This window comes from Curtobacterium sp. MCLR17_042 (genome assembly GCF_003234695.1).
GTDB classification, from domain to species: domain Bacteria; phylum Actinomycetota; class Actinomycetes; order Actinomycetales; family Microbacteriaceae; genus Curtobacterium; species Curtobacterium flaccumfaciens.
On the sequence record NZ_QKTD01000003.1, the window covers coordinates 40196 to 65650 of the forward strand.

Genomic DNA, 25455 nt, shown 5'->3' on the forward strand with positions numbered 1-25455 from the left:
CGGGTCAGGCCGCGCTGCTGCTGATCCGGGTCGCACTCGCCCAGTCGTGCACCCAGTCGGGCACGGTCAGGTCGCGGTCCGCGCCACCCGCCGCCTCGAGCAGGTCCGCGGTCGGCACCGTCCCGCCGGAACGCCGCAGGAACCGTGCCTGCACCACGGCGCGGGCCATCACGGCACCCTGCCGCACGAACGTCTGCTCCAGGTACACGGCACGGTCGTCGACCCCGAGCACGTGGGTGCGGAGCTCGAACCGTTGCCCGAGCGTCAGCGACCGCTTGTACGTGATCGTCTGCGCCGAGACGACGGGGTACCAGCCGTGCTCGCTCAGTGCTGCCCAGTACCCGGAGCGGAGCATCAGGTCGAGCCGACCGAGGTCGAGCATCGACAGGTACTTGCCGTTGTTGACGTGCCGCAGCGGGTCGAGGTCGGTGGGAGCGACCCGGAACGGCGTCCGGACCTCGTCCCAGAGCGACGCTCGGCGGCGTCCACCGACCCGAGCGCGCAGACGGGTGCGCAGCTGCAGCAGGAGCAGTCGGAAGTACAGGTTCACGGATTGATCACACCAGCGCGCGGAGCACTCGTGCGAGCACCTTGGAGGAACCTCACGAAGCGCGCGGCCGTCTGCCGACACACGACCAGCCGCTCCCGACAACCGGCAAGCGGCGGGGTCGGGCGGTTCAGCCGGGGAAGCCGCCGCCGGCGCCCGTGATGCCGGGGTGTGCGGACTTGGCGAGCCCCTCGGTCCTGGAGTGCGCCGCATCGGCTTCGGCCGCGGCGCGTGCGCTGTCACGCGGATCCGACAGGTCTTCGATCGATTCGAGCGCCCGCCGACGACGACGGTTCTGCACCTCGAGCACGATCAGCACCGCGCCGATGACGACGACCACGGCGATGACGATCCAGATGACGACCACGACACTCCCCCGAGCCCGGGGCGTCTGCCCCGTCCCTCGCAGCGTAGCGGTGCCGAGGCGGGTACAGCCAGTGCCTCCCGCCGTCACGGGGACCGGGAGTAGACCTGCAGCATGCAGACACGCAAGCTCGCAGACCTCGAGGTCGGACCGATCGGCCTCGGAACCATGGGCATGAGCGCCTTCTACACGGGCGCCGGCACCGACGACGACGAGTCGATCCGCACCATCCACCGCGCGATCGACCTCGGCGTCACCCTGTTCGACACCGCCGAGGCGTACGGCCCCTACACGAACGAGGAACTCCTGCGCCGTGCGCTCGAGGGCCGTCGCGACGACGTCGTCATCGCGACCAAGTTCGGCCTGTACCGCCACGAGGCCGGTGAGGAGACCCCGACGCAGCAGCGCGGTCTCTCCAGCCAGCCGGAGTCCGTGCGCGAGGCGCTCGAAGGCTCCCTCCGTCGCCTGGGCACGGACCACATCGACCTCTACTACCAGCACCGCGTCGACCCGGCCGTCCCGATCGAGGACGTCATCGGCCAGCTCGCCGGCTTCGTGCAGGAGGGCAAGATCCGGCACATCGGACTGTCCGAAGCCGGTGCCGACACCATCCGCAAGGCCCACGCCGTCCACCCGATCACCGCGCTGCAGAGCGAGTACTCGCTGTGGACGCGGGACCCCGAGGGCGACGTGCTCGACACCCTGCGCGAGCTCGGCATCGGCCTGGTGCCGTACTCGCCGCTCGGCCGCGGGTTCCTGACGGGTGCCATCACGAAGCCGTCCGACCTGGACTCCGACGACTTCCGCCTGGCGAACCCGCGCTTCCAGCAGGAGGCGTTCGAGCAGAACATGCGCATCGTCGACGCGGTCAAGGACATCGCGACCGAGGCCGGCGCCACCCCGGCGCAGGTGTCGCTCGCCTGGCTGCTCGCCCAGGGCGACGACATCGTCCCGATCCCCGGCACGAAGCGGGTCTCCCGCCTCGAGGAGAACGTCGGCGCAGCCGACCTGACCCTCACGACGGACCAGCTGACGCGCCTGTCGGCGCTGCCGGTCCCGACCGGTGACCGCTACCCCGACATGTCGACCATCGGTCGGTAGACGCACCACCTGACGGCCTGGAGGCCCGGTGCCAGCTGGCACCGGGCCTCCCGTCCGTCGTCAGTCGCGTCAGCGGACGCGAGACGCCGGCGTCTCAGACCTCGGCGGCGAAGGACGCGGCCCGGACCTGCAGGTCCTCGATGCGCCGGAGGCGCGCGGCCTCGACGTCGTAGCCCTCGTAGGCGGGCGGCGGCAGCTTCCGGACGTTCCGCGAGCACTGGAAGTCCTGGCAGACCAGAGTGCCGACGGTGTTGCCGTTGCGTCCGGCCGGCCCGGATCGCTTGGCGCTGTAGAACGCGACGTCGTTCGGCAGCTTGACGTCCTGGCACCACGAGCACTGGGCACGGGAGCGGGGCGCGGCCTCGGCCTGCCGGAACAGGATGCCGATCAGGTCGCCGTCCAGGGTCGGCACGACGGCGTACGCACGCCGACCGATCTTCGGATCGCGCCAGCCGAGGTAGTCGAGCGCGTCCCAGTCGAGCGTCTCGAAGTCGGCGGGCAGCGTGAGGTCGGACACCTCCTTGCGCGAGGCGTTGACGAAGGACGTGCGGAGGGTCTTCTCCACGATGGGGAGCATGGGTGATCGCTTTCGTGCAGGCCCGGGGTGTGCGGACGCACACCGCACCGGGCGGAGGAGGTCAGGGTTCGACGAGGGCGGCCGCACCCGAGGGCACAACCGAGGGCCTCACGCCCTGATGCCGGCGATACGGGCGCCGACCACCTCCTGGAAGCTCACCCGACCAGCCTACGACCGGGTGTCAAGCCCGGCCCGGTCCGCCCGCGGTCGGTTCGGCGTCGCCGTGACCAGGACGACCGAGCCCTCGTACGTCGGGCGGATGCGGAGCGACCCGTGCCGCCGGTCCCACTCCCCCGACTCCAGCGCGGTCCGGAGCGCTGCCACCGACCGCCGGACGGTGAACTCGTCGACGAGGCCCCACGTCGGGTCCGCCTGGCGCACGCCGGGGTCGAGCAGCCGCTCGGGGCGCGCGTAGTACGCCTCGGCGAACCCGTCGACGCACGTGAACGGGATCGGCAACGGGGTGCTCGTCACGGTGTCGCCGCCCAGTGCGTCGGCGATCCGCGGCAGTGCGGGGTGGCGACGGGCGTCGGCCGCCAGCACCTCGGGCGCGTACTCGGCGAGCCAGGAGCGCTCGATGCGATCGGGGTCGAACGTCAGGACCACGATCGGGCCCCGGGTCACCCGACGCACCTCGGCGAGCCCGCGCTCGAGGTCGTGCCACTCGTGCAGCGAGAAGGTCGTCATCGCGGCGTCGAAGGTGTCGTCGGGGAAGGGCAGGTCTCCGGCCGGTTCCGCGGCGGTCACGTCGCGGTCGGTCGGTGCGTAGGAAACAGCGCCGGCCCCGACGTCGAGCACGGCCCGGGCGTCTCCGAGGGCCTTCGCGACCGCACGGGCGAACGCGGGTTCGGGCCGGCGGTGCTGCCGGTGGTCCGCATCCCCTGCTGAGCCGTCCGTCGTCCTCGTCACGTCCCCACCCTCCGAACCCGCGCTGCTATGTTCGACGGATGCTCGCAGACAGTGGTCTCGGATTCGTCGTCGTCCTCTACGCCCTGTTCGTGCTGGCGCTCGCCGTGCTGGCCGTCGCCCTCATCGTGCTCGTGTTCGCCGCGATCCGTGTGCTGCGGTTGTCGGCGACGGAGCGGCAGCTGCGCATCGAGCGGATGCGCTCGCCGGAGCTGTTCGACGGCGACGTGCCGCCCCAGGCCTGACGGTCCGACCACGGCGCTGACGCACCTGCCCGTCGGCGGGCCAGGTCAGTCGACCGACTCGGACTCGGACTCCGACTCGCGCAGGGCCGCGTACTGCTCGGCCCGCTCCGTCGCGGCCCAGCTGCCGAGCAGCGCGAGCGACCGCTCGGACTCGCTGCCCGGCTCGGCCGAGTACGAGAACAGCGTCAGGCCGGGATCGGCGACCAGGTCGAGCGCCTCGTACGACAACCGCAGCTCCCCCACGATCGGGTGGTCGATGCGCTTCTTGCCGGTGCGCTGCATCCGGACGTCGTGGGCCGCCCACCAGCCGCGGAACTCCTCGCTCCGGGTGGAGAGCTCACCGACGAGCGTGATGAGCCCCGGCTCGCAGGGGTTCGACACCGCGGCGGTCCGGAGCACGGCCACGGCGTCCTTCGCGGTCTGTGCCCAGTCCGGGAAGAAGTCGCGGGCGGCCGGGTCGAGGAACGTGAAGCGTGCGGTGTTCACCGGGCGTCCGGGACCGGCGAAGAGTGGTGCGTAGAGCGCCCGGCCGAGTTCGTTCGTCGCGACGACGTCCCCGCGCTCGTTCCGCACCCAGGCTGGTGCGCCGGTGATGGCGTCGAGCAGCCGCTGCACGCCGGGGCGCACGCGGGTCGGCACGTTCCGGTGCATGACCTTCGCGCCGGAGTTCGCCAGGCGCGTGAGGTCCCACAGGTGCGCTCGCTCGTCCTCGTCGAGCTGCAGGGCGCTCGCCAGGCCCTCGAGCACGCTGTCCGAGACGCCCTTGAGCGAGCCGCGCTCGAGTCGCGTGTAGTAGTCGACGCTCACGCCGGCGAGCATGGCGACCTCGTGCCGACGCAGCCCGGGCACGCGTCGGACCCCACCGCCGAACGACGGCATGCCGACCTGCTCGGGGGTGAGCCGCGCCCGCCTGGAGGACAGGAAGTCGCGGATCTCGTTGCGCACGTCGATACCCATGCGACGAGCGTACGTGCCCGGGCCGTGCGTCCGGCAGGCACGGGCGGTACCCGTCAGCCGGTCAGGCGCGGCGGGGCCGCCGGCCGTCGCTGACTGGTCACGACACGTCGCGTGCCGTGAGCCGTCCCGTCGCAACCTGTCGGCTGGTGGCGCCGCAGTCGACGGCCTGTGACCGCTCGCGGCGTCTGGCGGGGTGTTGCGACCGCCCGGAGCGGACGGGAGGCGCGGGGCGGCCCCGCCACGCGCCTCCCGTACGCCGTCTGGTCGCGTTCCGTTGCGTGACCGGCCGTGCCCGACCGGTCGCGACACGTCGCGTGCCGCCCGCCGTGTGGTCGCGACCTGTCGGCTGGTGGCGCCGTAGACGACGGCCTGTGACCGCTCGCCGGCGTCCCGCGGGGTGTTGCGACCGCCTGCGCCAGGGGCTTCCCCCGCTCTGTCCCGCGATCAGGGCGCGGCGTCGGCCCCGATGCGCACCCGCGCGACGCGGTGACCGTCCATGGCGGTCACTTCGAGGCGGTGGCCGCCGGCCAGGACCACGTCGCCCACCTCGGGTACGCGGTCCAGCTGCACCTGCACGAGCCCGCCGACGGTCTCGTAGTCGCCGTCCGGCAGGACCGGGCCGCCGTCCGCAGCCAGGTCCTCGAGTACCGTGGCGCCGTCGACGCCGTCGTGCGCCAGCACCGACTCGTCGTGCTCGGTGGAGTCCCACTCGTCGCGGATGCGGCCGACGAGGTCCTCGAGCAGCGCCTCGAGCGTGACCATGCCCGCGCTGCCGCCGTACTCGTCGACCACCAGGGCGATCTGGTGGCCGTCGGTGCGCATGTCCGCGATCGCGCTCGACAGCGACTTCGTCTCGGGCAGTGCGAGCACCGGCCGGACGAGCGTGGCGACGGGGGCGGCGGGGTCGACCGGACGCAGCAGGTCACGGAGGTGCACGAACCCCCGCACCTCGTCACGCCCGCCGGAGGTCACGAGGTACCGGGTGTGCCCGGCTGCGATGGCCTGGTCGGTGGCTTCGGCGACGGAGAGGCCGGCGTCCAGTGTCGAGACGTCGTACCAGGGGCGCATCGACTCGCGCAGGATGCGGTCACCGGCGTCCAGGGCGCTGCGGGCGATCCGGCGTCCCTGCTCGTCGACGCCGGTGTGCTCGTCGACCAGGCCGCGGAGTTCCTCGGTGCTCATCGACTCACTGCGGGCGTTCGGGTCGCCACCGAGCAGTCGCACGACGGTGTCGGTGGACTTCGAGAGCAGCCAGATCACCGGCCGCATCAGCACCGCGAAGCGCTCCAGGGTCGGGGCGACGGCCATCGAGAAGCCCTCGGCACGCTGCAGGGCGAGGCGCTTCGGTACGAGCTCGCCGAACACGAGCGACAGGTACGCGATGACGAGGGTCATCAGCACCAGCGCGACGGCTTCGGCCGCGCCCTGCTCGAGGCCGAGCCCCTGGAACAGCGGTGCGACGTCGGGTGCGATCGAGGACGCACCGTACGCGGCGGAGAAGAAGCCGGCGACGGTCACGCCGATCTGCACGGCGGACAGGAACCGGTTGGGGTCACGGCCGAGCTCGGCGACCCGCATCCCGCGGGGGCCGCGGCGTTCGAGCTGCTGCAGCTGGGATTCGCGGAGGGAGACGAGTGCGATCTCGGCGGCCGCGAAGACCCCGCCGACGAGCACGAAGAGGATGACGAGCCCGAAGGCGATCCAGGTGTCGGCGCCCATCAGCGGGCAGCCGCCTCGGATCGACGACGGGCGGGCGGTCTGTGGGGATCGTCCATGCCTGTGAGTCTGCACAGGCCGACTGGGACATCACCGTGCTGCCGCTCGACAGCGGCTGTGGATCCCGGGTCGCGACGGGGAGCGGTCGCTGCGGGGAGCGGTCGCTGCGGGGCGCGGTCGCTACAGCGTGAGCGAGCGACCGATGCGGGCTTCGAGCCACGCCTTCGGGTCGATCGGCGTGACGCCGTCCATCAGGACCTCGAGGTGCAGGTGCGCACCGGTCGAGACGCCGGAGGACCCGACGAGCCCGATGAACTGCCCGGCCGCGACGGTGTCGCCGACCTTGAGCGGCGAGGAGCCGGGGATCATGTGGCCGTAGAGCGTGGAGACCTGACGGCCGTCGACCACGTGGTCGATGATGACCGCGTTGCCGTACGAGAAGTACGTGCCCGAGACCCGGACCTTGCCCGCGGCGACGGCGCCGATCGGCGTGCCCATGCCCGGGGTGAAGTCGAGGCCCTGGTGCAGCGACGAGCACGCGCCGCACGGTGCCGAGCGGTACCCGAAGCCGGAGCTCATCTGCACCGGGCCGGGGAACGGCGAGCGGACCGCGCCGCCGAACGAGACGGCGCCACCCGCGGTCGCCGCGGTGTCGGCGGAACCAGCGGTCTTCGTGGTGACGGTCGAGCCGCCGCCGACGGTGAACCCGTCACGGTCGAACCCGGCGGCCGTGACCGCCTGGGTCACGGCGTAGTCCTGGGTGCGCACGACGGGCGCGATGGTCGAGGTGGCCATCGAGGTGCCGGCGCTCGCGTGGGCGGGCATCGCCGAGGCGGCGAACATCGCGATGGCGGCGGCGGCGCTGGTGAGCGTGATGCGTCCGGCGCGGGCCGACCGGGAGGCCCGGGGTGCGCTGGCGACGCGCGTCACCTTGGGTGCGGGGCGACGGACGACGCGCTGGATGCGGTCGTCGACGTGCTCGGTGGTGGCGCGTGCGGTTGCGGAGCGGCGGCCGGCCGGCTCGGTGGCCGAGGACGCGGTCGCGAGGACGACGGCCTGCACGGGCTTGGCGACCTTCGCGGCCTTCGGCGCCTTGGCGACCTTCGGGGCCTTGGCCGGCTTCGCGACCTTCGCTGCCTTGGTCGGCTTCTCGGGCTTGGCGGTCTTCGCGACCGGCGCCGTCTTGCTGCGACGCTGCGGTCCGCGGGCCGCTGCGCGCTCGGCCTCGAGGGCGGCGCGACGGGACAGGTGCACCACCGGGGTCTCCGGGTGCTGGTCGAGTTCGGGTGCAGTCGTCATGGCCGCCCACCATTCTGCACGACTCTGTCGCTTTGTACAGGCCCTTTCGTGATCTTTTCGTTACCGAGTGCGCTGGGAGGCGCCTGATCACCGCGGGCGGAAGCGTCCCCCGGGCCCTCCGCATCGGTACGGTCAGGGGAAAGCGACGGAAGGACCCGCACCATGGCCCGATCGCCGCGTGAGCGGTACGGAACGGTCGACCTGGCGTCGGCCGACGTCGTGCTGGCGGGTACCCAGGAACTCCTCCCCGTGCTCCGGGCCGCGGCCGTGCGCGCCGGGATCGACGCCGCGCGGATGCGGGTCATCGGGGTCGACGACCTGCCGGACCCCGAGGAGACGTGGGACGCGGCGTTGGCCGTCATCGCGATCCGTCGCCCCGGTGACGACCCCGCGTTCCACCGGGCGCAGGCGGCCGCCGAGCTCATCGCACCGATGCTCGCGCCGCACGCCGTCCGCATCGTCGTCACGGTGTCCGGGGTGACCCGCCTGGCGCCGAAGCTCGAGCGCACCCTGACGTCCGAGGTCCTGCACCAGATCGATGCCGCGTCGGCGTCGTCCGGGTTCCGTCGGCCCTTCCGGCCCCTGCGCATGCGGCTCGGCCTCGCCGGGCTCCGTGCCGCCGGCGTCCGGGTGTTCCGCGTCTCGATCGGCGACTGAGGCTCAGGCTCCGTCGGGTCCGGGGCCGACGAGCCAGGGACCGGAGCCGTCGGGGTCGTACGAGAACGGGCCGGAGCCGTCCGGTGCGTAGCGGTAGGGGCCGCTGCCGTCCGAGGCGTAGGCGGACCGCAGGTCCTCCGCGGTCCAGCCGAAGTCGTCCGGGGTCTGCCGTGTGGTGGTCATGCGCGCTCTCCCTCGCTCTGGTGCTGCGGAAGACCAGTCCACGCTCCGTTCCTATGTGTCGACAGTGCGCCTCCAGGGTGTCGGCCGAGCACCTGCCGCGCGGAAGCGGGGGCCATGTATCTTGATGTCGAGACATCCTGCGCCACGAGTACCGTGGACGTACCGACGGTCGAACAAGGGAGTACCCGCCAGCATGGCCAAGATCATCTACACCCTCACGGACGAGGCGCCGTTCCTCGCCACCCACTCCTTCCTCCCGGTCATCCAGGCCTTCGCCGGCACCGCGGGTGTCGACGTCGAGACCCGCGACATCTCGCTCGCCGGCCGGATCATCGCCCAGTTCCCGGAGCGGCTCACCGACGAGCAGCGCCTGGACGACGCCCTCGCCGAGCTCGGCGACCTGGCGAAGACCCCCGAGGCGAACATCATCAAGCTGCCGAACATCTCGGCGTCGATCCCCCAGCTCAAGGTCGCGATCAAGGAACTGCAGGCGCAGGGCTACGACCTGCCCGACTACCCGGACGAGGCCACGACCGACGAGCAGCGCGACGTCCGCGCCCGCTACGGCCGTGTCCAGGGCAGCGCCGTCAACCCGGTGCTGCGCGAGGGCAACTCCGACCGCCGCGCACCCCTGTCCGTCAAGAACTACGCCCGCAAGCACCCGCACCGCATGGGCGCCTGGTCGCGTGACTCGAAGACGAACGTCACCACCATGGGCGTCGACGACTTCCGGTCGAACGAGAAGTCCTGGATCGCCCCCGCCGACGACGTCCTGACGATCACCTTCGTGGCCGAGGACGGCAGCGAGCAGGTCCTCAAGCAGTCGATCCCCGTCCTGCAGGGCGAGGTCGTGGACGGCACCGTGCTGCACGTGGCCGCACTCGAGTCGTTCCTGCGGAAGCAGATCCAGCGCGCCGCCGCCGAGGACATCCTGTTCTCCGTGCACCTCAAGGCCACGATGATGAAGATCTCCGACCCGATCATCTTCGGGCACGTCATCAAGGCGTTCTTCCCGTCGGTGTTCGAGCGCTACGGCGCCGACCTCGCCGCCGCGGGCCTGACCCCGAACGACGGCCTCGGCTCGATCCTCGCCGGCCTCGGTGCGCTGCCGAACGGCGCCGAGATCGAGCGTGCCTTCAAGCAGGGCATCGCCGACGGCCCCGAGCTCGCCATGGTCGACTCGGACAAGGGCATCACGAACCTGCACGTGCCGAGCGACGTCATCGTCGACGCCTCGATGCCGGCGATGATCCGCACCTCGGGCCACATGTGGGGCCCGGACGGCGACGAGCACGACACCCTCGCCGTCATCCCCGACTCGAGCTACGCCGGCATCTACCAGGCCGTGCTCGACGACTGCCGCGCCCACGGCGCCTTCGACCCGTCAACGATGGGCTCCGTGCCCAACGTCGGCCTGATGGCGCAGAAGGCCGAGGAGTACGGCTCGCACGACAAGACGTTCGAGCTCCCCGGCGCCGGTGTGGTCCGCGTCGCGACCGCCTCGGGTGACGTCGTCATCGAGCACGACGTCGAGCCCGGCGACATCTGGCGCGCCTGCCAGACCAAGGACGTCGCCATCCGCGACTGGGTGAAGCTCGCCGTCACCCGCGCCCGTGCCTCCGCGACGCCGGCCGTGTTCTGGCTCGACGAGACCCGCGCGCACGACGCGAACCTCATCGGACTCGTCCGCCAGTACCTCGGCGAGCACGACACCGAGGGCCTGCAGATCGAGATCCTCGCGCCCGAGGACGCCATGCGCTTCTCGCTCGAGCGCATCCGCCGCGGCGAGGACACCATCTCGGTCACCGGCAACGTCCTGCGCGACTACCTGACCGACCTGTTCCCGATCATGGAGCTCGGTACCTCGGCGAAGATGCTCTCCGTCGTCCCGCTGCTGGGCGGTGGCGGCCTGTTCGAGACCGGTGCCGGCGGTTCCGCGCCGAAGCACGTGCAGCAGCTCGTGCAGCAGAACTACCTGCGCTGGGACAGCCTGGGCGAGTTCCTCGCGCTGGCGGTCAGCCTCGAGCACCTCGCCGGTGTGACGGGCAACGAGCGGGCGAAGATCCTGGGCGAGACCCTCGACCGTGCCACCGGGACGTTCCTGGAGCAGGACAAGTCCCCGGGTCGGAAGCTCGGCTCGATCGACAACCGCGGCAGCCACTTCTACCTGGCGAAGTACTGGGCCGAGGAGCTCGCGGCGCAGACCCAGGACACCGAGCTCGCGGCGTCGTTCGCGGACCTCGCGGCGAAGCTCGGTGAGCAGGAGCACACGATCGTCGACGAGCTCGTCTCGGTGCAGGGCCACCCGTCCGACATCGGCGGCTACTACCGCCCCGACGACGCCAAGACGAGCGCGGTCATGCGCCCGTCCGCCACGTTGAACGCGGCGCTGGCAGCGCTCTAGGCGCACCAGCCGACGGACGGGAGGCCCGGTGCCAGCTGGCGCCGGGCCTCCCGTCCGTCCGTGGTCGCGTCCGCACCACGAACCCGACCATTGCTGCTCACGAAGTGACGCGTGGGCGCTCGTCGCGTCAGCCGCGGGACGGCACGGGCGGGCCGGCGGCGAGCAGCCCGGTGAAGACCAGGGCGACGGCCACGACCCCGATGCCCGCGGCCACGGCGGGCCGACGCACCACGAAGAACAGCAGACGGTCCCAGATGCCGGAGTGGGCGTCCGGCGAGCGGCGCCAGGACCCCTCGAGCATGCCGCGGCGGGCGACCGCGACCTCGAACGGCACCGTGGCGTACGGCACGACGGCACTGGCCCAGCCGAGCACGAGGGCACCGAACGACCACCGCTGGTTCACCGCGACGACCGTCGTGACCACCAGGTACGCCAGGAACACGAAGCCGTGCACCCCACCGCCGATCCGGACGCCCCAGTCGCCGGCGTCCAGGCCGTACTTGAGCACCATCCCGAGGATGAGCAGGGTCCAGGTCACGAGTTCGGCGACCGCGGCGGCGCGGAACAGGGAGCGCGGAGTCATGCCGTCAATCGTGGCGGACCCGGTTGACAGACAGCAGAACGCCCCGGATCGTCCGACCCGGGGCGCGCTGCAGGTCCGCTCAGTGCCGCACGACCACCGTCTGGCCGAGGCGGTTCACACCCGTGCTCGCGTCCCACGTGCCGGTGTTCGCCGTCTGGATCGCGAAGGCCGGGTCCGCCGCCACCGAGGCCTCCGGCGCGGGCAGGGCGAGTGCGACGCTCCAGCGCCCGTTCGGCACGTCGGCCAGCGACGCCCGGACGGTCACGGTCCGTCCCGGCTGCCAGGACGACGCGTCGGCGGCCACGGGCACGGTCACCCGGCGATCGCCGTCGGTCAGGACGAGCTGCACGGGGCGGCTGTTGTACGGCGCCGCCCAGCCGTCGTTCCGGATCGACACCGCCACCGACGGCTTCGCGCCCGAGGTGGCGGTGCTCGACGTCATCGTGAAGCGGTAGCCGAGCTTCTTCGCGGCGTCGGTCATGCCCCCCGCACCCCAGGTCGCCAGGACGTCCTTGTTGTAGTCGAGGTTGAGGTAGCTGTAGTGGTACTTCGCCATCTCGGCCGAGGCGGACGGGTAGTCGGTCCGCGGCGCGTTCACGGCGCAGGTCTCACCACCGACGGGGACGTACCGCGACTCCGCGGCCAGGTAGTCCTGGTCGAGCGACAGCGGGTTGCTCAGGAACGTGCCGAAGTCGTCCGGCGAGGCGAGGAAGCAGTCGTTGTGGTGCCCGATGCGCGACGCTGCCGATCCGTCGTGCGCCTGCTCCGGGGTGAGCGCCCCGGCCGTGCCGGACGGGGTGCGGAGTGCGTCCTGCTTCATCTGCATCGTGCGGACCTGGACCGAGCGGCTGGAGGGCAGGGCGGCGAGTTCGGCCTGCAGGACCTGTCGTCGGGCGTCCTTGTCGGCCTCGGTCAGGACGCCTGGGTTCGCCGGGTCGCTCGCGAAGTGGTCGGTGTAGTAGCCCTCGCCCCAGAGCCCGATGAATCCCCCCTGCAGGGTCGGGATGACGTCGGCGTTCCGGCGGAGCGTCGGGGTGAGCTGCTCGATGTGCGCGAGCACGGTCGGCAGGTCGGCGTCACCGTAGGGCGCCGAGTACGGGTACGAGCCACCCTGGACGTACGCGAACCGGGTGATCACACCCACGCCGGCTGCGCGCGCGGTGTCGTAGTCGTGCTGCACGAGCGCGAGCCAGGCCGGGCTGAGTTGCCGCTGCTGGACGAACGCCTCCATGTAGAACACCCGGACGACCTGCGTGACGCCCTCGGCCCGGTAGCCCCGGAGTGTCGCGGCGTCGAGCGGCGTGTACCCGGTGCCGTCGGCGCGGTAGTGCGTCTCGGTGGTGTGGTCGAACCCGCGCGAGGGGTTCGGGATGACCGCGTCGCTCGCCGTGTAGGTCACGGTCGAGGTGGTCGTGCTCCGTTTCGTGTGGTGACCGGTGGGTGATGCCCACGCGGTGGTCGGTACGGCGAGCGCGAGCGCCGCCGCGAGTGCGACGGTGGTGATGGTGCGGTGCTGCATCGGACGAGCCCCTGTCCTCGGCGCGGGCGGTGACCGGCACCCCCTGGCACCGTCGCCTGCGCGATTGTGATCTGAAGGTAGGCCAAACGATCAGAAAACGCCAGGACCTGCGCAAAGCGATCACGGGTAGCGTGGGTCCCATGTCGCCGTCGACCGAGAACCGTCCCCTGAACATCGTCGTCTGGAACGAGAACGTGCACGAGACCCGCGGTGACGCGACGGTCGTCGGGCACTACCCCGACGGTATGCACACCGTGATCGCCGAGGCGCTCCGGCAGCTGCAGCCCGGGGCCGACGTCTCCACCGCCACCCTGCAGGAACCCGACCACGGCATCACCGCCGAACGACTGGCAACCACGGACGTGCTGTTCTGGTGGGGCCACGCCGCCCACGACGAGGTGAGCGACGCCGTCGTCGACCTGGTCGTCGACGCCGTGCACGCCGGCATGGGCCTGGTGGTGCTGCACTCCGGCCACTACTCCAAGCCGTTCAAGCGCCTGATGGGCACGACCTGCTCGCTGAAGTGGCGGAACGACGGCGAGCGCGAACTCGTCTGGACCGTCGCGCCCGAGCACCCGATCGCCGCCGGGGTCCCGCACCCGATCGTCATCGACCGGCAGGAGATGTACGGCGAGTACTTCGACATCCCGCGCCCCGACGAAGAGGTGTTCCTGTCGACCTTCGCGGGCGGCGAGGTTTTCCGCTCCGGCGTCGCGTACCGCCGGGGGCTCGGCAAGGTCTTCTACTTCTCGCCCGGCGACCAGGAGTACCCCGTCTACCACCACCCGGACATCCAGCGCGTGCTGTCGAACGCCGCCGCCTGGGCCGCCCCGGTGTCCGAGCGCCGCGAGCTGACGGCTGACCCCCACCCACGGGACTGGTTCCTGTCGGACGATGGGGGTAGACAGGCCGGGTGACCAACCATCTCGACGGTGCGGACAAGCGCACCGCGGTGATCGAGGCGCTCGCCATCTTGGGATCAGGACCCGAGGAGCGCTTCGACCGCATCACCCGCATGGCCCACGAGGCGTTCGACGTCCCGTTGACCTTCCTCAACCTCGTCCACCACGACCTCGTCACCACGCAGTCGACCTTCGGCTGGCACCAGGGGTCGAGTGTCCCCGCCAGCGAGCAGTTCTGCGCGTCGACGGTGCTCACCCGCGAACCGATGGTGATCCCGGACGCGTCGCTCGACGCCCGGTTCGCGCACACGGCGGCGGTGGCCGAGCACGGCATCCGGTTCTACGCGGGCGCACCGTTGACCATGGTCGACGGCACCCGGGTGGGCACGCTGTGCCTGATGGACGCGGTTCCGCGTACGTTCTCGCCGGACGACGTCGCCCTGCTGGGTGACCTGGCCCGGTGGGCGGAGCGCGAGCTCGGCGTCGCCATCGACCGCGGGCGGGTCCGTCGGGTGCTCGACGGCCTGGTGCCGGACCCGGTGGCGGTGCCGGGGTACGACCTCGACGTCCTGGTGGCCCAGCACGACGACGGCGGGGGTGACGTCGCCGACTGGCGCGTCGCACCGGACGGTGCGCTGCACGTCACCGTCGGCCGGGTGAGCGCCGCCGGCCCGGCGTCGGGCCTGCTCGCCGCGGCGGTCCGCGGTGCCGTGGCGGCACGGACCGGCACCGACATGTCGGACGCGATCGTCGGCCTGGAGGCGCAGGTCACCGCCGACCTGTCGGCTGCGGACGCCGTCGGCTCGCTCTTCCACCTGCGGCTCGACCCGACGTCGGGTCACGTCGACTTCGGCGACGCCGGCCACGGCCTCGCGGTGCTCGTCCCCGCTGACGGTCCGGCTCGCGTCCTGCACCCGCTCGACCTGCCGCTCGGGCTGCAACCGGAGTCGATCCCCCGGTCGCCCGGCGCGCTCGACCTGGAACCCGGGGACCGGCTGGCGATCTGCACCCAGGGCGTCCTGTCGCTGGACGGGCTCCGGCACCTGGACGACCTCGCCGCGCTGGTGCGCTCGGCTCCGGACGGGGCCACCGTGGTCGAACGGGTGCGCACGGCCGTCCCCACCGACGCCGTGGTCGACGTCACGCTGGTGGTGCTCACGCGACACTGAGCGTGCGTGCCGCGCCATCCGGTCGTGCCGCGCCAGCTGATCGTGCCGCGCGCGTCAGGAGCGGAAGCGGTCCGGCCGCGGGCGCGGGGTCCCGGTCAGCGAGACCACGAGCAGGGTCGCGAGCAGGGCGAACCCGGCCAGCTCGATGCCCAGGCCGGCGAGCTGCCAGTACGCGCTGCCGACGTGCTGCGGCTGCGTGATGGACTCCGGCCACCACGACTGGATGAGCGGGAACGAGCCCGGGAACGGGTCGAGGCCGAACACGACGAGCCCGCCGAGCAGCATCACCACGCCGAGGCCGGCCATCGCCCCACGGGACCGACGGAGCATGTGCACGACGAGGGCCGCACCCATGCCGGCGAGCCCGACGACGGCGATCAGGAACGCGAGCACCACGATGGTCTGCGGCGCGAGCGCGACCCAGTCCAGCACCGCGATCGGCAGCAGCAGCCACCGTCCCGTCCGTGCCCAGCGCGCAGGGTTCCGCCATCCGTCCATGGCGACCGACCGTAGGGCACCCGGCCGAACGCATGCCGAATGCGGCCAGTGCACCCCGGCGGCAGCGTGCGCTGACTACGATCGGACCCCATGGCGCAGGACCGACCGACCCGGCAGCAGCGGTCGCTCGCGACCCGCACGGCGATCATCGAGGGCGCGGCCGCGGAGTTCGACGAACGCGGGTACGTCGGTGCCTCGATGGACGGCATCGCCGAACGCATCGGGATGACCAAGGGTGCGCTGTACTTCCACTTCACGTCGAAGGCCGACATGGCCGGGGCCGTCGTCGCCGAGCAGCACGCGATCTCGCGCCGCTACGGCGAGGCCGCGGTGGCCCGGGGCACCACCCCGCTCGAGTCGATCATGTGGCTGTGCCAGGGGCTCGCGGTCCAGATGACGTCCGAGGTCGTCGTGAGCGCCGGGGTGCGGCTGTCGACCGACGTGGCCGCGAGCGACGTCGCGCGGCAGGACCCGTACACCGACTGGACCACGGTGGTCGCCGGGTTCGCGCGGCAGGCCGTCGAGGTGGGCGAGATCGACCCGCGGTGGGACCCGGACCTGGTCGGCCGGGTCGTCGTCCGTGCCTACACCGGCGTGCAGACCGTCTCGGACGTGATGACCCGCCGGGCTGACCTGTTCGCGGGCCTGCGGGAACTCTGGACGGTCCTGCTGGACGCGTTCGTCACCGAACGGCTGCGTCCGGAGATCCCGCGGCTCGTCGCGCTCATCGCTCCGGAGTGACGCGGGTCCCCCCAGGGAAACACCCACGTCACCTCGCCTCTGAGACTACCGAGAAGGGTGTCGCGGCACCGGCCCCAGTTCGCGGGCATGTGTCCGGCGGCCCACTAGCCTGACGCGGTGCCCACACCCGCCGCCGAGGTCGACGTCGACGTCCCGCTCGTCCGGTCCCTGCTGCGCGACCAGCACCCCGACCTGGCGGGCCTCCCGCTCGAGGTCGTCGCGAACGGCTGGGACAACGTCGTGCTGCGCCTGGGCGACGACCTGGCCGTCCGGGTCCCCCGTCGGGAGCTGGCCGCTCGGCTCGTCGAACACGAACAGCGCTGGTTGCCGGACATCGCCGCCCGGGTCGGATCGGTCGTCCCGGTGCCGGCCCCGGTGCGCACCGGACGCCCCGCCCTCGGGTACCCGTGGTCGTGGAGCATCGTGCCGTGGCTGCCCGGTACGGCGATCGGTGAACGTGCAGCCGGGGTCCCCGTCGCCGAGGCGCTCGCCGCGTTCGTCGGGCTCCTGCACGTTGCCGCCCCGACCGACGCCCCGGTGAACCCGTTCCGTGCGGTGCCGCTCGTGTCGCGGAGCGACGCCGTGCTGACGCGACTCGACGAGCACGGCGTGCACAGGGCCGGAGAGCTGGCCACGCTGTGGCGGACCGCAGCGGCCGTGCCCGCGCACGCCGGGCCTCCCGTCTGGGTGCACGGCGACCTGCACCCCTTCAACCTGCTCGTCGACTCGTCGGACGGTGTCGACCGACTGTCGGCCGTGGTCGACTTCGGGGACGTCACCGCGGGCGACCCGGCCGTCGACCTCGCCACCGCCTGGCTGACGCTCGACGTACCGGGGCGTTCCGCGTTCCGGGCGCGCGTCGCGGCCCCGGACGCCACCTGGCTGCGCGCACGGGGGTGGGCGGTCGCGCTCGCGTCCGCGCTGGCGACCGCCGACGAACGCGCCTTCCGGAGCGTCGCGCGACGGAGCATCGACGCGGTGCTGGACGACTGAGTCCCCGCGGGGCTATCGTGACCGCACCATCCGTGCACAGCCGATCGGAGGGGCCGTCATGACCCTCGAGCTCCGCGTCCAGCACGACGTCGCCACCGACGCCTCCCCCGCCCCCGTCCGACCCGAGCGACGCGGTCTCCGCGGCCTGCTCGACCGTCTGTCGGACCGCCGCGCCGCCGCCCGCGCGCGACGGGTCGACGACCGGGTCCGCGAACTCGGCGAACTCGTCCACCTGCTCTCCGACGCCCGCGCGGTCGTCGAACGCGGGTGGGTCCAGCACGCCTGGTTCGCCTACCTCGACGAGCACGGCCGCGAGCGCAAGGCCTCCAGCGCCGCCGCGATGGACGTGCAGGGCCGGCCGCTCGTCGGCGCCTGCCTGGTCGGCGCGGTCGTGTCCGCCGCCGGCGGGCCGCACGCGGTGCACGCTCCCCGGGTGCAGCACGCGCTCGACGTCGTGTGGCACGCCCTCGCCCGCGACGAGGGTGAGCCCGTGCTGTGGTGCCCCGCGCCGGACATCCGGATGGGGCGGGTGCGCGACCTGACGAGCTGGAACGACGCCCCGGCACGCACCGGCGCCGAGGTCGCCGGCCTGCTGCTGACGGCCGAACGGGTCGCCGTGCAGGAGTCGACGCGCCTGCAGGAGCTCCGGGTGGCACGATCGGGGGCATGAGCGACGTCGAAGCGGTCCCCGAGGTGCACCCCGCGAGCACCAGCACCCTGGCGGCGTGCGGCAACGCCCTGCTGTCGGACGAAGGGGCGGCGCGGAACCCCGACGGTGCGGCGGCCGCGGACGGCGCGGGCGCGGACGCCGCTGCCGCCGACGCCGCGGTGAAGCGGACGCTGCACCGGTACCTGCAGAAGCACCGTGCCGCCCTGCTGGCCAAGCTCGACGGGCTGGCCGAGCGCCAGGCACGCTGGCCGGTGACGCCGACGGGCACGAACGTCCTCGGGTTGGTGAAGCACGTCGCCGGGGTCCAGGCCGGCTACTTCGGCGAGGTGTTCGGGCGGCCGTTGCCGGACCAGCCCGCCTGGCTCGAGTCGGAGGACGGCGAGGACATGTACGCCTCGCTCGACGAGACCATGGCCGACATCGTGGCCTTCCACCACCGGAGTGCCGAACACGCCGACGCCACGATCGAGTCGCTCGACCTCACCGCCACCGGGACCGTGCCGTGGTGGCCGGAGGGGCACCGGGAGGTCACGCTGCACCGGATCCTGGTGCACATGGCGTACGAGACCGCCCGGCACGCGGGGCACGCCGACATCGTGCGCGAGATGCTCGACGGCCTGGCCGGGGACGGTGACGGCAACCTGGCCGACAAGTCCCCGGAGGAATGGGTCCGGTGGCGCGAGCAGCTCGTCGACATCGCGGAGCGAGCGGGGTTGCGCGGCCTGGGCGCATAGCCGAGCACGCAGACCGATCGTTACCGTTCTCCCAGGCTCGCCCTGGTGAACCCCTGCTGATCAGGGGTTGTCATCCTCGCAACTGCAAGGGAAACCGTCGTCTCGGTGGGGTTGCGTTGTACAACCGGTCCAGCTGCTGCGTAGCTTTGGCCGAGCTCGTGCCCCGATCTGTGGGCAGTTCAGCCGACCGGAAGGGGAGCGCCCACCCGTGTTCCAGTACGTCGTGGAGCGATGGAACCAGATCTGGTTCGCATCGTGGCAGCACTTCTCACTGGTCGTCCAGTGCGTCGTCCTCGCCACGGTCATCGCCGTGGTGCTCGCCACACTCGTCTACCGCAGCCCGCGCCTGACCGCATTCGCGAACGGGGTGTCGGCCATCGGCCTCACCCTGCCGTCGTTCGCCGTCATCGGCCTGCTCATCGTCCCGCTCGGCTTCGGCGTCCTGCCGTCGGTCGTGACGGTCGTCTTCTTCGCCGCGCTGCCGATCCTGCGCAACGCGGTCGTCGGTCTCGCCGAGATCCCGCCTGCCGTCGTCGAGTCGGCGCGTGGCATCGGCATGAGCCGGTTCCGCACCCTGCTGCAGGTCGAGCTGCCGATGGCGTGGCCGATCATCCTGAGCGGTGTCCGCGTTGCCGCGCAGATGGTGATGGGCATCGCCGCCATCGCCGCGTACGCGCTCGGCCCCGGGCTCGGCGGCTTCATCTTCTCCGGGCTGTCCCGCCTCGGCGGTGCCAACGCCCTGTTCTCCGTCGTGGTCGGGGTGGTCGGCGTCGTCCTGCTCGCCCTGGTCCTCGACCTGCTCCTCATCGGCCTCGGCCGCCTGACCATCTCGAGAGGTATCCGTGTCCAGCACTGACTCCGCCACCACCACCGCGCCCGACGGGGACGTCACCGGGCGCAGCATCCTGCTCGACGAGGTCACCAAGCGGTACCCCGGGCAGTCGAAGCCCGCCGTCGACGGCATCACGCTCGAGATCCCGGCCGGCAAGATCGTCATGCTCGTCGGCCCGTCCGGTTGCGGCAAGACGACGACCCTCAAGATGATCAACCGCCTGATCGAGCCCACCCAGGGCCGGATCGTCGTCGGCGACGACGACGTCACCGGCATCGACGGCGACGAGCTCCGCCGCCGCATGGGTTACGTGATCCAGGCCGGCGGGCTCTTCCCGCACATGACGGTCGCGGCGAACATCGCGATCGTGCCGAAGATGCTCGGCTGGTCGAAGGAGAAGATCGCGGCGCGTGTCGACGAGCTGCTCGACCTGGTCTCGCTCGACCCCGACACCTACCGCGACCGGTTCCCCCGCGAACTCTCCGGCGGCCAGCAGCAGCGCGTCGGCGTGGCCCGTGCGCTCGCGGCGGACCCGCCCGTCCTGCTCATGGACGAGCCGTTTGGTGCGGTCGACCCGATCACCCGCCAGCGCCTGCAGGACGAGCTCCTGCGCATCCAGGAGGAACTGCACAAGACGATCGTCATCGTCACGCACGACTTCGACGAGGCCGTGAAGCTCGGCGACTGGATCGTCATCTTCACCGAGGGCGCGCACATCGTGCAGTACGACACCCCGGAGCGGATCCTGGCCGAGCCGGCGAACGAGTTCGTCGAGAACTTCATCGGTTCCGGTGCGGGCCTGAAGCAGCTCACGCTGAACCGCGTGCGCGACGTCGAGGTCGAGTCGGCCGTGACCTGCTCGCCCGGCGAAGAGGTCAAGGCCGTGCTGCAGCGGATGAACGAGGCCGGCGGGCACCAGCACGCCGTCGTCGTCGACCACCGCCAGCGCCCGATCGGGTGGCCGTCGCGCCGCCAGCTCGAGCGCCTCGACCGCATCCCCGACGGCGTCGAGCCCGGCCTGCCCGTCGTGGGCGAGGCCGCGACCCTCAACGACGCGCTCGACACCATGCTCGTCTCGAGCGCCGGAGCTGCACTCGTCACCGGTCGTCGCGACGCGTTCCGCGGGGTCATCACCGTCGAGACCGTGATGGAGGCGATCACCCGCTCGCGCGCGACCGCCGCCGACGACCAGGCGTACACGCCGGTCGGCACCAACACGAACCCGATCGAGACCATGCCGTCGTCGCCCGTGTCTGCGATGCCCACGGGGGAAGACCTGTGAGTGCTGTCGCTGCCGGCCCCGCCACCGGTGCGAGCACCTCGTGGAAGGGCCTGCTCTTCCAGCCGATCGCGATCCTGGTCGTCCTGGCCGGCTTCGCGGTGTGGCTCGCGACGGCGGACCTGACCCCGACGGAGCGCACGACGCTCAACCCGGCGGACATCCTGGCCCTGACCGGCCAGCACCTCGTGCTGACCCTGCAGTCGACGGTCCTGGTGCTCGTGATCGGCATCCCGCTGGGCGTCGTGCTCACCCGCGGGCCGCTGCGCCGGGCGAGCCCGTACGTGCTCGCCGTCGCGAACTTCGGGCAGGCGGCCCCGGCCGTCGGCCTCATCGTGCTGCTCGCCGCCTGGCTCGGCCTGAACAGCTCGTCCGCCGTCATCGCGCTCGTGCTCTACGCGATCCTGCCGGTGCTCCGGAACACCATGATCGGCGTGCAGAGCGTCGACGACCGCCTGGTCGAGGCCGGTCGCGGCATGGGGATGAGCGCCTTCAGCGTGCTGATGCGCGTCGAACTGCCGCTCGCGGTGCCCGTGATGCTCTCTGGCATCCGGACCGCCCTCGTGCTGCTCGTCGGCACGGCGAGCCTGGCGACCTTCGTCGGTGCGGGCGGACTCGGTCTGCTCATCACGACGGGCGTGACGCTGTTCCTGCCGAAGGTGCTCGTCTCGGGGGCCCTGCTCGTCGCCCTGCTCGCCCTCTCCATCGACTGGCTCGGCCGCGTGGTCGAGACGGTCGCACGACCGAAGGGACTCCGATGACCCGCCGCACCCGCAGCACCCGCCGCACCCGCACCCGGGTCGGAGCCGCCGCGTTCGTCGCCGGTGCCACCGCCCTCGTCCTGACCGGGTGCGGCCTGCAACCCGCCACGTCGTTCGTGCCCGAGGCCGGCGCCGGCTCCATCCAGCGCATCGACGACCTGCCGGCCGGTGCCCACATCACCGTGACGTCGAAGAACTTCACCGAGCAGCTCGTGCTCGGCAAGATCGCCGTGCTCGCCGCCAAGGCCGCAGGGTTCGACGTCACCGACGAGACGAACGTGCCCGGCAGCGTCGCGGTCCGTGAGCTGATGACCTCGCACGCGGCCGACTTCACGTACGAGTACACCGGTACCGCCTGGCTGACCTTCATGGGGCACACGAAGGGGATCCCGGACAAGACCGAGCAGTGGACGGCGGTGAAGAAGGAGGACGCCGGCAACGGGCTGACCTGGCTCGAGCCGGCGCCGATGAACAACACCTACGCGTTCGCCGTCCGCAACGAGGCCGTCAAGGAGCTCGGGGACGTCAAGACGCTCTCCGACATCACCAAGCTGCCGGTCGACCAGCGCACGTTCTGCGTGGAGTCGGAGTTCAACTCGCGTGCCGACGGCTTCAAGCCGATGCTCAAGAAGTACGGCTTGGAGCTCGGTGGTTCGGGGTCGAACGGTGTCCCGAGCAGCAACGTCAGCATCCTCGACACCGGCACGGTCTACACGGCCACTGACCGCGGCAAGTGCAACTTCGGTGAGGTCTTCACCACCGACGGCCGCATCAAGTCGCTCGGACTGACGGTGCTCGAGGACGACAAGGGGTTCTTCCCGGCCTACAACGTCGCGCCCGTCATCGACTCGAAGACGCTCAAGGAGTACCCGCAGCTCGAGGGGATCTACGACCAGATCTCGCCGAAGCTGACGGACGCGGTGCTGCAGGAACTCAACCGTCAGGTCGACGTCGAGGGGCGTGAGCCGGCCGACGTCGCCTTCGACTGGATGGTCAAGGAGGGCTTCATCACGAAGCCCTGACCGTTCTCGACGCATCCACGTCACGGACAGGAGGCACGGTGCCAGCTGGCACCGTGCCTCCCCTGCGTTCGTGGTCGCGTCTCAGGCCGCGGCGATGCGCGCAGCCGTGTCGCGGATCGACGCGACCACCGCCGCCCGCACCTGCTCCGGGTCGGAACCCTCGTGCCGAGCGGCACTGCGCAGCCCCGTCATGCACATGCCGAGGAGCATCTCGGCCGCCTGCGGGGTCGCGGCTTCCGGGCCCCAGGCCGGGTCGCGTTCGAGGATCGTGCGCACGGCGCCGGTCATCGCCTCGGCAACGGTGGTCATCCGCGCGACCTGCCGACGCATCAGCTGCGGGAACCGCACGATCACGGCCTTGCGCTCGAGCCGCTCGTGCTCGTCGCCGAACGACGACCCGAACACCAGGAACGCCAGGTCCACGACTGCCTGCGCCGCCGGCTCCCCCGAGACGGCCGCCAGGTGCGCCTCGAGGGTGGCGGGTTCGAGGTCGAGCTCGGTGTGCCCGAGGACCGCGTCCTCCTTGCTCTCGAAGTAGTTGAAGAACGTCCGCGGGGAGACGTCGGCCCGCGCGGCGATCTGCTCGATCGTGGTGCCGTCGACGCCCTGCTCGAGGGCCAGGGACCGAGCCGCCTCGGCGATGCGGTTGCGGGTCTCGATGCGCTTACGGTCACGGAGACCGAGTTCTGACGGCGTCGCGGAGTCGGGCATGGCCCGACTGTAACCGGAACGTCACATGATCTACAGCAAACGCAAACTTGCAGTCGTGCATCGGACACTACGGTGAACCCATGACCACTCCCGTGCTCGAGGCCCGTGACCTCGCCAGGACCTACGGCCGCGGCGCGACGCGGTTCGACGCGCTCAAGGGGGTGTCGCTGGCGGTGCACCAGGGCGAGAGCCTGGCGATCGTCGGCAAGTCCGGCTCCGGCAAGTCGACGCTGATGCACCTGCTCGCACTGCTCGACAAGCCGTCGGCCGGACAGGTGCTGCTCGACGGCACCGACGCGGCGACGCTCGGAGCGCGGCAGGTCAACCGCACCCGGAACAGCACCTTCGGGTTCGTGTTCCAGCAGTTCTTCCTGACGCCGAAGACCTCGGTGCTCGACAACGTCGTGCTCCCGCTCAAGATCGCCGGTGTCTCCGGAGCCGAGCGGAAGCGACGGGGCATGGCGGCGCTCGACGCCCTCGGGTTGGCCGACAAAGCCAAGAACGACGCCAACGACCTGTCCGGCGGCCAGAAGCAGCGCGTGGTCATCGCCCGGGCGCTGGTCGGTGAGCCGAGCGTGATCTTCGCCGACGAGCCGACCGGCAACCTCGACACGAACACCGGGCAGGTTGTCGAGGACATGCTGTTCGGGCTGCAGCGCGAGCGGGGGATCACGCTCGTCGTGGTCACGCACGACGAAGAGCTCGCCGCGCGCTGCGACCGCAGCGTGAACGTCCGCGACGGCCTGATCGTCGGCGGACCCGACGACGCGGTCGACGCGTCTGCCACGCACGGAAGGCACTCCGCATGAACTTCCTCGACCTCCTGCGCACCGCGGTCTCGAACACCTTCCGCTCGAAGCTGCGCACGACCCTGACCGTCATCGCGATCTTCATCGGCGCCTTCACGATCACGCTCACCTCGGCCATCGGCACGGGCGTCAGCAACTACATCGACAGCCAGGTCTCCTCGATCGGTGACACCGGTTCGCTGACCATCACGAAGGCGGTCGACAGCACCTCGACCGACAGCGGCCCGGCGAAGTACGACCCCGAGGCGTCCGGTCAGAGCGTCGACCGCGGCCCCGCGTCGTTCTCGTACCTGTCGCAGTCCGACGTCGACGCGATCGAGAAGACGGACGGCATCAAGAGCCTCCGTCCGGCGATCGCCCTCGCACCGAAGTACGCCGAGTACGGCGACCAGGGCAAGTACGTCGTGTCGCTCACGGCCAACGCCGGCGAGCTCGACGCCGACCTGGCGAGCGGCAAGCAGCTCGACGACGACACCGACGCCAACCAGGTGATGCTGCCGACCGACTACCTGAAGAACATGGGGCTCGGCAGCGCCTCGGCCGCCGTCGGCAAGGAGCTCACGATCGCCGTCGACGACTACCAGGGCAAGGAGCACACGCTCACCGCCACCGTCGTCGGGGTGCAGAACGAGTCGCTGTTCGGCAGCGGTGCCGGGGCGAACGCCGCACTGACCGACGCCATGCAGGCCGCGCAGGAGATCGGCAAGCCCGACTCGATCGCGACGTCCTACGCCAGCGCCACGGCGACGCTCGACACCGGCGCATCCGTGACCACGGTCAAGAAGTCCCTGGCCGACGACGGGTTCCTCGGCCAGACCATCCAGGACCAGCTCGGCCAGTTCCAGACCGTCATCAGCGGCATCGTCGGGGTCCTGAACGCCTTCGCCGTGATCGCGCTCGTCGCCGCCGGCTTCGGCATCATCAACACCCTGCTCATGAGCGTGCAGGAGCGCACCCGCGAGATCGGCCTGATGAAGGCGATGGGCATGGGCGGCGGCAAGGTCTACACCTTGTTCTCGCTCGAGGCGGTGTTCATCGGGTTCCTCGGCAGTGCCATCGGCGCCGGGGTCGCGATCCTGCTCGGCACCGGGATCTCGAACGTCCTGGCCGGCACGCTCCTCAAGGACCTGCCGGGGCTGCAGATCATGCAGTTCGCGCCGGGGTCGGTCGCCACGATCATCCTCGTCGTGATGTTCATCGCGTTCCTGGCGGGCACCCTGCCGGCACGACGAGCCGCACGGCAGAACCCGATCGAGGCGCTCCGGTACGAGTGACA

Annotated in this window: 28 protein-coding genes; 16 read left to right on the forward strand and 12 right to left on the reverse strand. The window is 71.5% G+C overall.

Annotated features, from left to right (window positions below; all coding sequences use genetic code 11):
• Positions 1-4: 4 nt before the first annotated feature.
• Together DEJ02_RS04520 and DEJ02_RS04525 are read right to left on the reverse strand one after the other, a co-directional pair.
• On the reverse strand, positions 5-550 hold the full coding sequence (locus DEJ02_RS04520) for an acyl-CoA thioesterase (protein ID WP_111032155.1): 546 nt from the start codon (positions 548-550) through the stop codon (positions 5-7).
• Between the two features lie 127 nt (positions 551-677).
• Positions 678-914 (reverse strand): hypothetical protein, encoded by a 237-nt coding sequence (locus DEJ02_RS04525; RefSeq protein WP_111032156.1) that lies wholly within the window; start codon positions 912-914, stop codon positions 678-680.
• 111 nt (positions 915-1025) lie between these two features.
• Between DEJ02_RS04525 and DEJ02_RS04530 the strand changes: the two genes are divergently transcribed.
• Complete coding sequence (locus DEJ02_RS04530; protein ID WP_111032157.1) at positions 1026-2012, forward strand: aldo/keto reductase; 987 nt, start codon at positions 1026-1028, stop codon at positions 2010-2012.
• Positions 2013-2106: 94 nt separating this feature from the next.
• Here DEJ02_RS04530 and DEJ02_RS04535 read toward each other — a convergent pair whose 3' ends face one another.
• On the reverse strand, positions 2107-2589 hold the full coding sequence (locus tag DEJ02_RS04535; protein ID WP_111032158.1) for an FBP domain-containing protein: 483 nt from the start codon (positions 2587-2589) through the stop codon (positions 2107-2109).
• A 168-nt stretch (positions 2590-2757) separates the two neighbouring features.
• Entirely contained in the window at positions 2758-3498 is a 741-nt protein-coding gene (locus tag DEJ02_RS04540; RefSeq protein ID WP_111032159.1) for a class I SAM-dependent methyltransferase, read from the reverse strand.
• Between the two features lie 38 nt (positions 3499-3536).
• On the opposite strand from DEJ02_RS04540, the gene DEJ02_RS04545 reads away from it, so the two are divergent.
• Positions 3537-3740, forward strand: coding sequence for a hypothetical protein (locus DEJ02_RS04545; RefSeq protein ID WP_017887883.1), 204 nt, complete (start codon positions 3537-3539; stop codon positions 3738-3740).
• Positions 3741-3785: 45 nt separating this feature from the next.
• Here DEJ02_RS04545 and DEJ02_RS04550 read toward each other — a convergent pair whose 3' ends face one another.
• From DEJ02_RS04550 to DEJ02_RS04560, 3 genes are all read right to left on the reverse strand, one after another.
• Positions 3786-4697 carry a helix-turn-helix transcriptional regulator gene (locus tag DEJ02_RS04550; protein ID WP_071406260.1) on the reverse strand — a complete coding sequence of 304 codons (912 nt, stop codon included), beginning with the start codon at positions 4695-4697 and terminating at the stop codon, positions 3786-3788.
• Positions 4698-5141: 444 nt separating this feature from the next.
• Positions 5142-6416 carry a hemolysin family protein gene (locus DEJ02_RS04555; RefSeq protein WP_111032160.1) on the reverse strand — a complete coding sequence of 425 codons (1275 nt, stop codon included), beginning with the start codon at positions 6414-6416 and terminating at the stop codon, positions 5142-5144.
• Positions 6417-6593: 177 nt separating this feature from the next.
• Positions 6594-7712 (reverse strand): M23 family metallopeptidase, encoded by a 1119-nt coding sequence (locus DEJ02_RS04560; protein ID WP_111032161.1) that lies wholly within the window; start codon positions 7710-7712, stop codon positions 6594-6596.
• Positions 7713-7874: 162 nt separating this feature from the next.
• Here DEJ02_RS04560 and DEJ02_RS04565 point away from each other — a divergent pair, with 162 nt between their 5' ends.
• A complete protein-coding gene (locus DEJ02_RS04565) occupies positions 7875-8369 on the forward strand; it encodes a hypothetical protein (RefSeq protein ID WP_071406257.1) in 495 nt (164 codons plus the stop codon).
• Between the two features lie 3 nt (positions 8370-8372).
• Here the strand turns inward: DEJ02_RS04565 and DEJ02_RS04570 are convergent, their stop codons facing one another.
• Positions 8373-8552, reverse strand: a complete 180-nt coding sequence (locus tag DEJ02_RS04570; RefSeq protein WP_111032162.1) for a hypothetical protein — start codon at positions 8550-8552, stop codon at positions 8373-8375.
• 193 nt (positions 8553-8745) lie between these two features.
• Between DEJ02_RS04570 and DEJ02_RS04575 the strand changes: the two genes are divergently transcribed.
• Positions 8746-10956 carry an NADP-dependent isocitrate dehydrogenase gene (locus DEJ02_RS04575; RefSeq protein WP_111032163.1) on the forward strand — a complete coding sequence of 737 codons (2211 nt, stop codon included), beginning with the start codon at positions 8746-8748 and terminating at the stop codon, positions 10954-10956.
• A 127-nt stretch (positions 10957-11083) separates the two neighbouring features.
• Here the strand turns inward: DEJ02_RS04575 and DEJ02_RS04580 are convergent, their stop codons facing one another.
• Positions 11084-11539, reverse strand: coding sequence for a DUF3817 domain-containing protein (locus DEJ02_RS04580; protein WP_111032164.1), 456 nt, complete (start codon positions 11537-11539; stop codon positions 11084-11086).
• A 79-nt stretch (positions 11540-11618) separates the two neighbouring features.
• Entirely contained in the window at positions 11619-13058 is a 1440-nt protein-coding gene (locus DEJ02_RS04585; protein ID WP_111032165.1) for a DUF4832 domain-containing protein, read from the reverse strand.
• A gap of 140 nt (positions 13059-13198) precedes the next feature.
• On the opposite strand from DEJ02_RS04585, the gene DEJ02_RS04590 reads away from it, so the two are divergent.
• Positions 13199-13975, forward strand: a complete 777-nt coding sequence (locus DEJ02_RS04590) for a ThuA domain-containing protein (RefSeq protein WP_258378658.1) — start codon at positions 13199-13201, stop codon at positions 13973-13975.
• On the forward strand, positions 13972-15129 hold the full coding sequence (locus DEJ02_RS04595; RefSeq protein ID WP_111032166.1) for a PP2C family protein-serine/threonine phosphatase: 1158 nt from the start codon (positions 13972-13974) through the stop codon (positions 15127-15129). Before DEJ02_RS04590 ends, DEJ02_RS04595 begins: the two co-directional genes overlap by 4 nt.
• Positions 15130-15183: 54 nt before the next feature.
• On the opposite strand, the gene DEJ02_RS04600 is transcribed toward DEJ02_RS04595, so the two are convergent.
• On the reverse strand, positions 15184-15627 hold the full coding sequence (locus DEJ02_RS04600) for a disulfide bond formation protein B (protein WP_111032167.1): 444 nt from the start codon (positions 15625-15627) through the stop codon (positions 15184-15186).
• Positions 15628-15717: 90 nt separating this feature from the next.
• Between DEJ02_RS04600 and DEJ02_RS04605 the strand changes: the two genes are divergently transcribed.
• The 8 genes from DEJ02_RS04605 to DEJ02_RS04640 all read left to right on the forward strand — a co-directional run bounded on the left by DEJ02_RS04605 (position 15718) and on the right by DEJ02_RS04640 (position 22659).
• Positions 15718-16368, forward strand: a complete 651-nt coding sequence (locus tag DEJ02_RS04605; protein WP_111032168.1) for a ScbR family autoregulator-binding transcription factor — start codon at positions 15718-15720, stop codon at positions 16366-16368.
• A gap of 117 nt (positions 16369-16485) precedes the next feature.
• Positions 16486-17361: an aminoglycoside phosphotransferase family protein gene (locus DEJ02_RS04610; RefSeq protein ID WP_111032169.1), complete on the forward strand. Its 876-nt coding sequence runs from the start codon at positions 16486-16488 to the stop codon at positions 17359-17361.
• 58 nt (positions 17362-17419) lie between these two features.
• Positions 17420-18031 (forward strand): hypothetical protein, encoded by a 612-nt coding sequence (locus tag DEJ02_RS04615; protein WP_027466837.1) that lies wholly within the window; start codon positions 17420-17422, stop codon positions 18029-18031.
• The gene (locus DEJ02_RS04620; protein ID WP_111032170.1) at positions 18028-18765 is read left to right on the forward strand and encodes a DinB family protein; all 738 of its coding nucleotides are present in this window, start codon (positions 18028-18030) and stop codon (positions 18763-18765) included. Before DEJ02_RS04615 ends, DEJ02_RS04620 begins: the two co-directional genes overlap by 4 nt.
• Positions 18766-18973: 208 nt before the next feature.
• On the forward strand, positions 18974-19621 hold the full coding sequence (locus DEJ02_RS04625) for an ABC transporter permease (RefSeq protein ID WP_071245638.1): 648 nt from the start codon (positions 18974-18976) through the stop codon (positions 19619-19621).
• Entirely contained in the window at positions 19608-20879 is a 1272-nt protein-coding gene (locus tag DEJ02_RS04630) for an ABC transporter ATP-binding protein (protein WP_111032171.1), read from the forward strand. The genes DEJ02_RS04625 and DEJ02_RS04630 overlap by 14 nt, the downstream gene beginning before the upstream one ends.
• The gene (locus DEJ02_RS04635; protein WP_111032172.1) at positions 20876-21637 is read left to right on the forward strand and encodes an ABC transporter permease; all 762 of its coding nucleotides are present in this window, start codon (positions 20876-20878) and stop codon (positions 21635-21637) included. The genes DEJ02_RS04630 and DEJ02_RS04635 overlap by 4 nt, the downstream gene beginning before the upstream one ends.
• Positions 21634-22659: a glycine betaine ABC transporter substrate-binding protein gene (locus DEJ02_RS04640; RefSeq protein ID WP_071406245.1), complete on the forward strand. Its 1026-nt coding sequence runs from the start codon at positions 21634-21636 to the stop codon at positions 22657-22659. The genes DEJ02_RS04635 and DEJ02_RS04640 overlap by 4 nt, the downstream gene beginning before the upstream one ends.
• Before the next feature lie 81 nt (positions 22660-22740).
• Here the strand turns inward: DEJ02_RS04640 and DEJ02_RS04645 are convergent, their stop codons facing one another.
• Positions 22741-23370 (reverse strand): TetR/AcrR family transcriptional regulator, encoded by a 630-nt coding sequence (locus tag DEJ02_RS04645; protein ID WP_111032173.1) that lies wholly within the window; start codon positions 23368-23370, stop codon positions 22741-22743.
• A gap of 80 nt (positions 23371-23450) precedes the next feature.
• Between DEJ02_RS04645 and DEJ02_RS04650 the strand changes: the two genes are divergently transcribed.
• Both DEJ02_RS04650 and DEJ02_RS04655 read left to right on the forward strand, forming a co-directional pair.
• Entirely contained in the window at positions 23451-24179 is a 729-nt protein-coding gene (locus tag DEJ02_RS04650; protein WP_031260145.1) for an ABC transporter ATP-binding protein, read from the forward strand.
• Positions 24176-25453 carry an ABC transporter permease gene (locus DEJ02_RS04655; protein WP_111032174.1) on the forward strand — a complete coding sequence of 426 codons (1278 nt, stop codon included), beginning with the start codon at positions 24176-24178 and terminating at the stop codon, positions 25451-25453. The genes DEJ02_RS04650 and DEJ02_RS04655 overlap by 4 nt, the downstream gene beginning before the upstream one ends.
• Positions 25454-25455: the final 2 nt, after the last annotated feature.